The organism is Marseilla massiliensis (assembly GCF_023336985.1).
GTDB lineage: Bacteria > Bacteroidota > Bacteroidia > Bacteroidales > Bacteroidaceae > Prevotella > Prevotella intestinigallinarum.
In genome coordinates, this window is sequence record NZ_JAMBLP010000047.1 from 1 (window position 1) to 6,145 (window position 6,145).

8 protein-coding genes are annotated in these 6,145 nt (G+C 38.5%); 7 read left to right on the forward strand and 1 reads right to left on the reverse strand.

From position 1 onward, the window contains the following. Positions 1 to 143: 143 nt before the first annotated feature. Positions 144 to 287, reverse strand: a complete 144-nt coding sequence (locus M3089_RS15555; RefSeq protein WP_249085211.1) for a hypothetical protein — start codon at positions 285 to 287, stop codon at positions 144 to 146. Between the two features lie 446 nt (positions 288 to 733). On the opposite strand from M3089_RS15555, the gene M3089_RS15560 reads away from it, so the two are divergent. From M3089_RS15560 to M3089_RS15590, 7 genes are read left to right on the forward strand one after another with little or no spacing between them, the layout of a single operon-like run. Next, on the forward strand, positions 734 to 949 hold the full coding sequence (locus M3089_RS15560; RefSeq protein WP_249085213.1) for a helix-turn-helix transcriptional regulator: 216 nt from the start codon (positions 734 to 736) through the stop codon (positions 947 to 949). A gap of 29 nt (positions 950 to 978) precedes the next feature. Continuing rightward, positions 979 to 1,650 carry a hypothetical protein gene (locus M3089_RS15565; RefSeq protein ID WP_249085215.1) on the forward strand — a complete coding sequence of 224 codons (672 nt, stop codon included), beginning with the start codon at positions 979 to 981 and terminating at the stop codon, positions 1,648 to 1,650. Continuing rightward, on the forward strand, positions 1,650 to 2,315 hold the full coding sequence (locus M3089_RS15570) for a hypothetical protein (protein WP_249085217.1): 666 nt from the start codon (positions 1,650 to 1,652) through the stop codon (positions 2,313 to 2,315). The genes M3089_RS15565 and M3089_RS15570 overlap by 1 nt, the downstream gene beginning before the upstream one ends. After that, positions 2,312 to 2,965, forward strand: a complete 654-nt coding sequence (locus tag M3089_RS15575) for a hypothetical protein (RefSeq protein ID WP_249085219.1) — start codon at positions 2,312 to 2,314, stop codon at positions 2,963 to 2,965. Before M3089_RS15570 ends, M3089_RS15575 begins: the two co-directional genes overlap by 4 nt. Before the next feature lie 19 nt (positions 2,966 to 2,984). Beyond that, positions 2,985 to 4,403, forward strand: coding sequence for a hypothetical protein (locus M3089_RS15580; RefSeq protein ID WP_249085220.1), 1,419 nt, complete (start codon positions 2,985 to 2,987; stop codon positions 4,401 to 4,403). 9 nt (positions 4,404 to 4,412) lie between these two features. Next, the gene (locus M3089_RS15585) at positions 4,413 to 4,880 is read left to right on the forward strand and encodes a hypothetical protein (RefSeq protein ID WP_249085222.1); all 468 of its coding nucleotides are present in this window, start codon (positions 4,413 to 4,415) and stop codon (positions 4,878 to 4,880) included. Between the two features lie 42 nt (positions 4,881 to 4,922). Next, positions 4,923 to 5,996, forward strand: a complete 1,074-nt coding sequence (locus M3089_RS15590; RefSeq protein WP_249085224.1) for an RES domain-containing protein — start codon at positions 4,923 to 4,925, stop codon at positions 5,994 to 5,996. The last annotated feature ends 149 nt before the right edge of the window (positions 5,997 to 6,145 follow it).

Here is a 6,145-nt window from a genome sequence, read left to right on the forward strand (position 1 = left end):
TTCGCTAATCACCAAATTTACAAATAGTTATAATTCATAGAACTCACGTTAATTACTTGATTGCTCCAGATAGCTTCTTAGCTACCTTTAGCAAATACGTTATTGCCTCAAGGGTTAAGACGGTGAGGGTGATATGTTTTTATTTAATCGTCCTCGTCGATTTCGTCCTCATCATCGTCCTCATCGTCAGAGGAAGAGAACTTGTTGTAGATTGCTTTTGCCGCTCCCGCGACGATTATTACATTCGCGGCTGTTTCTACGGCTTTTAAAATTGGTTTGATTTTCATTGTGTTTATTATTAGTTTTATTATATGTTATTTCTTTCATATATAAGGGTTTCATTACTATTTCAGAATTTCGAAAAAGAAGATGGAATACCACTTTTACATGATATTCCAGTTCTTTCCCAGACTCTTCAATCTACCAGTTTCATCTACTTCTTAAGAGTGGGTCTCGTAAGTCAAATGCAAACATCTGGGAGGGATCGATAACTCTTCGCTATCAATCCGGGCATATATTTCTCATATATGCAGTTTTATTAGAATAAGAATTTTGTGATAACTCCTATTCATTCACATATAAGGGTTTGAGGCGAAATGGGGAATGAAAAAAAGACAGCCCGAAAGCTGTCTCTATCAAGGTTTCTGTGGCGATGTTTATGTTTGACGGCATATAGTCTTTGCCGGATTGAGTAAAATCACTATCTTTGCGTTCAAATCATCATAGTTGAATTATGGAAGACTTAAATCGACTTAAAGTAGTTCTCGTTGAAAAGAAAAAGACTAGTAGATGGCTGGCGGCGGAACTGGGCAAGAATCCGTCCACTGTCTCAAAGTGGTGTACCAACGTAAGCCAACCAGATCTTCAGACTTTAAAACAAATTGCAGAATTACTTGACGTATCGATGGCTGAACTTTTAATTTTAAAACAAACAATATGTGCAGGTTGATGATAAACACTTACAAAATACCCGGTGCAGTGAAGCTATTCAGATATGATATTGAATGTCCACCGGATAATTGGAATACAGATTTCAAGAATAAAGAGTATGTTTATTCTGATGACTGTGAAGACTTACGCATAAAGAATAGAATAGGAGCATTCTATTTTTTCGAGAATAAAGCGACAGCCTATAGCACAGGTTGCCTTGCTGCCCAAAATAATGGTTGTAATAAAATTTGGCTGACGGAAACTTCGATAATACAAAAAATTCAATTACTGGATTTATCCCAATTTGAGAATATCTCATCCTTACTCCTGTCCTTTGATGAACTCGGATTTGATATATTAACAGATAAGTTTCATAAATTCAGTTCTATAGGAGTGTGTAGAAATCTTTGTGAATTGAGACCTTTAATTGATAAACTCCGTCTAATTAGTACTAAACGACAAAAAACGTTCGAAGAAGATTGTGAAATCTTAAATCTGTCCACAGAAATCGGAAATTTCTTTTATGGGAATCATCGTATTGATTACTTCGGGCAACTACTCACTGACTTTACCAATGGTGAGTATTTTAAGGAAATGCTCTTATCCCGAGGATATGACGGGTATATATTCCGTGAAAGTCATGATGCTCCTACATACTGCATTCTTAATTCTGAGGTCTTGGCCAATCCTATTCATCAAGAAATTGAATTAAACAATTAATGATACACAGTACCTATCATAACAAAGACACTTACGAGGATCCGAAGACATCGTCTGTTTTCGAGACGATGCTCATGCTTCCGGATGAACTGTTCTGGAGCGTACTGAGTGAGGCGTGTTTTGATAATGAAAATTTGCCATTGGTTGCCGGTCAGATTGAAGATTATGAGTTCTGGCCTCATTGGGATTCAACCGGCATTGGAAACTCCACGCTCGTAGAACCGGATGTTTTTATTCGCTTTCAGGCATTAGATGTTATCATAGAGGCGAAGTATCGCGACAATGGCGGTCAGTATAGCCAGCAGTGGGAAAAAGAAATTATAGCCTATTGGAACGAATATGGCGATGATAAGCCTGTTTACTTTATTGCTGTAGGAGGAAACGCAGAAAAGGCTACCGAAGCAGTGTCAGTGGCTAAGGATGTGTATGTCAATAAATGCACATGGCTATCGCTACTCATTCAGATTACGAAGTTGCGCGATGAATACGAAAGACTACCCATGATAACAACTGACCTGTCTTCTGTCATTCGGTTGCTAAACCTGATAGAGCTGGCTTTCAACGTTCACGGGGTTTATAATATCCGTTGGTTTGACGAAATCGCCACCAGTAAGCCACTCATTTCATCCGATTCCATAATGACCTTCAAAACTTATTTCAAATGAACAAAGAACTAGATAACGCATTCATTGATGTGAGAAATGCATTCAGACTCTTAGCCCGATACCAGTCCCGGGTGCTTGACATCGTAAATTATATACGGGAGCAAACTCCATATACCGATATGTGGGGATTGAGACGTTATTGCAATGTCATATCTACTCGTAAAAATTGTCCGGGGGATAACTATGCCAATCTAAACGTCCATCGCGATATGTGGTCTTGGGATTTTCTTTACAATTATCTATTTGAGTATTATTTCGGAGAAGCAAAATTTGGACTTAAAACTATCGAAATGTCAGTGATTCAAGTTTCCGATGATGGATATTATAAATCAATGGCCAATAATCCATCACCCACAGATATATCCACATTCCTCCCTTCTGATGAATCTAACTCATATTTGATATTCACCGCAGGATGGAAAGCTTGGCTATGTGATAATACGGAAGATGATTACAATAGATTTCTACACAAATTTCTCCATGGATCTAAAGATTTGTGTGTCTATATCGATGAAAAAGAGCATTGGGCTATAACAAAGCGATATCCTATGCAGCGTTTTTCCTCCCAAAAAGAGGCAGATAAGGTATTAACTGATTTCGGGAAAATTGTAATGGATCATGCCAGAATTGACCTTTTCAAGAACAAATAATCTAACCATATAGAGTTTGATGATCAAAGGAAGCATTAAAGATCGAATGGAGTATGAAGACTATATCCGTAGCCTTAAAGATACCATACGTTTCCCATTTTTGTCGATATATCAGGAAAGTCAGAAGATTATCCGATACTACTGGATTAAGAAGACGAAGGAAAACAGAGAATTCGAGTCTAATGAAATTCAGGTTCTTCATCTGATGTCATTGATTGGCACCGCAGTTCGTATTGGAGGTCTGATATACGCTTGGTGGTGGGAAGAATATATTCCTGAAATAATATTCGCATTGCCCCAATCTAAAGCGGATTGGTTTGTCCCGGTAGAGGATATGGCAAAGACGTTTATGGATATTCCAACAAAAACAGTAGAAGCCGCACTCTTTAAGGCCAAAGCACCGCGTGATGTCATTCACAACTCATTAAAGGCGCAACGGGAGGATGATATTGATGCGTTTGTTGAACAGTTATCTGTAATCCCCATAGATGAGATTTTTGGAGCGTTTAAATTGATCAACGCTTACAACCAGCAGAGCCAAGTCTTTTCACAGATTTCATTATTTGACAAAAATACTGAGCGGAAGACACTTTATTCCGTTGTAGATGCCTTCAAAACTTTAAATCCGGAAGGCTCGGCTTATGTCAAAACTTTAAGTGATAAAGTCTCTGAATTGGCTAAGTCTATTGAATTGGATGACCAAGATGTCGTAAATAATCCTGAACCATATATATTTTCTATTTGTATCGGTGTTCAGCTTGCGAGTGAGGTTTTCAAAGACAACCTCGGCTCGTCCGATCCGATTGCGAAAGTCATGCAGGAGATTACAGAGGAATCGTCATTTCAGAAAATCTACTATCGGTATGTTCAGTTTCCAAGAGACGCGGAACGTTGTATGGCATTTTGCGGAAAGCTAATACATTGGTTAAATGATAATTTAGGAATTGATATATCTGCGGATGATTTAGATATTGAGACTTCTAATTCGGGTAATATAAGACCAATAATATCTTCCAACACACAACGTTTGGATTTTCCAACACGATTTATCAACGAGACTGCGCCATCTCAAATCTATGCACAAGAGCGAGAGCCGATACTCACAGAGATTTTTAAGATCTACGGTTCTTATTTCGAGAATATGAGTTGTGAAGACTTCCTGTACTTGTTTGGAGCCACAAGTAAAATCCCGTTGACATATAATCCACCTTACTACTGGTCAGGAGATGAATCAACTCTAAAAGCTATCCTGAAAGTCTTCTATACTCGACAACCACGACTCTTGAAGCACCTGATACTTCATTCATCTGATAAGGCAACAGGCGCGACTACTCACGATTGGGGTAAAAATAAAAACCACGTGGACTATAAAGATGTGGAAAATAGCATCATCGGAATTATAAAGAGAGTTACCGGAAAGGAATTAAAAGAATTATAAGAAGATAATATGCTTAAGAAACCATTATTGAAGAATGCTGCCACAATAAATAAGGCTACCATTCCAGAAAGTATGATGAATTTGTTGTCTCCTGCAATGATTGCCCACCTTGAAAAGGAAGGTGCCAAGGAAATGGGAACGGATAATATGGCGGTAGGCGAATGGTTCGTGATAGAGCGATATTTGCCCGGAGGCTATCATAAGTTTGCTACAGATGGTTCGCGATCTGAGTTATCTGTATTCAGAATGGCTGGAGGATGCAATCATCTACATGCGTTCGGAAATCCCGGTGCTGAGAAAAGCGAGGATTACGATTCTCTTTCCGACGAGGATATCCTATATCTCCCTGATGAGTTTGGCGAAGCCGTTGAGATAATTGAGCAGAAGTATATGGGTAAGAAGCTCCGTGTTGTTGCTCGCAGCGCAGATGGAATGGATCAATATGGTCATCGCTACTATCTCTTCGCGGTCGAATGACTTAATTTACTATGCGTATCATCACCATTTATTTAAGAGATTATGATAGATAATCCTGAGAATTTTTTGGATATTGTAAGAACTACCATATTTGAGCGAAGTCAAGATTTTCAAAAGCAGCACTCCAATGAGTTTAAGAATGTTTTGAGGTGCTGTGAGTTAGACTATTTGACGCAATTAAAAAGCCATGGGGTAGATGAAAGCTCTATCGTTTTTTCAGTTGCGAAAAATACTTGGGATAAGATTATCACTGCGGTTTCCTCCAGCCTTTCCGGGCGAAGGTCTAGAGCCTACACGCAGCTAAAGAATATTCTTAATGACGTATTTTGCGAAGATCTCATTTATACTCACGATAAATGGAGCGCTTTGTATAGAATGAGGGTATGCTCTTTAAGAAAGGATGTTCCCAGAACGGAAATATTCCATATACCATTCAGCATGATTCGAAATATCAAAACTCAAAGATATAGTACCCCCGGCTATCCATGTCTTTACTTAGCGAAAAGTATATACGGTAGTTGGGAAGAAATGCACCGCCCACCTATTGAATCGACCTTAGTATCACAGTTTACTTCAAGGGAAAACTTTCGAGTTTTAGATCTGAGAATACCTTCTGTTGAAAAATTCACTGAATGCGAAAGTCTTTATCTTAAATATCTTCCTGTTATTATCGCATGTACTATCCCAGTACGGAATGCTGATGATGTATTTAAGCCGGAATACATTATTCCACAATTTGTTCTTGAGTGGTCAATAGAAAAGGGGCCATCACATAAGCTTATGGGAGTTATATATACCTCAGCTTTCTACAATAGAGAGTTCTTTGAACTTGATTATGAATGGGAAAATATAGCGATACCGGTTCAGAAGTTATCAACCAAAGATAACTATTGTCCAGTTTTGGCCTCAATGTTTGAAGTGACTAAGCCCACTTGCTACGAATATGAGGTGATGTTGGGAAATTTGCGGCTATATGGCCCTCTTGATGAATACAACGAGGTCCACCCAGAAGATAAAATAGACAAGACAGCTTATCGTATGTCCTCCTTTAATCTATTGGAAGGTGTCCTATCTTACAAAGAGAGGGATCTTATCTATAGGGATATGCGGATATAATCTCAACTTTACATTGTACGTTCCGTCAACCTTCTGCTCTTCATTCTTAATTTCTGCCTTGATTGTCAGCATTTTACACGCATTTTAATTAGTCAACAATTAGTCAACAAACAACACAAATGGCATATAAAAGGGGTCAGTCCGGAAAT

Coding starts and splice junctions, on each gene's coding strand:
- M3089_RS15555 (WP_249085211.1), bottom strand. CDS start 287: ATGAAAATCAAACCAATTTTAAAAGCCGTAGAAACAGCCGCGAATGTA.
- M3089_RS15560 (WP_249085213.1), top strand. CDS start 734: ATGGAAGACTTAAATCGACTTAAAGTAGTTCTCGTTGAAAAGAAAAAG.
- M3089_RS15570 (WP_249085217.1), top strand. CDS start 1,650: ATGATACACAGTACCTATCATAACAAAGACACTTACGAGGATCCGAAG.
- M3089_RS15575 (WP_249085219.1), top strand. CDS start 2,312: ATGAACAAAGAACTAGATAACGCATTCATTGATGTGAGAAATGCATTC.
- M3089_RS15580 (WP_249085220.1), top strand. CDS start 2,985: ATGATCAAAGGAAGCATTAAAGATCGAATGGAGTATGAAGACTATATC.
- M3089_RS15585 (WP_249085222.1), top strand. CDS start 4,413: ATGCTTAAGAAACCATTATTGAAGAATGCTGCCACAATAAATAAGGCT.
- M3089_RS15590 (WP_249085224.1), top strand. CDS start 4,923: ATGATAGATAATCCTGAGAATTTTTTGGATATTGTAAGAACTACCATA.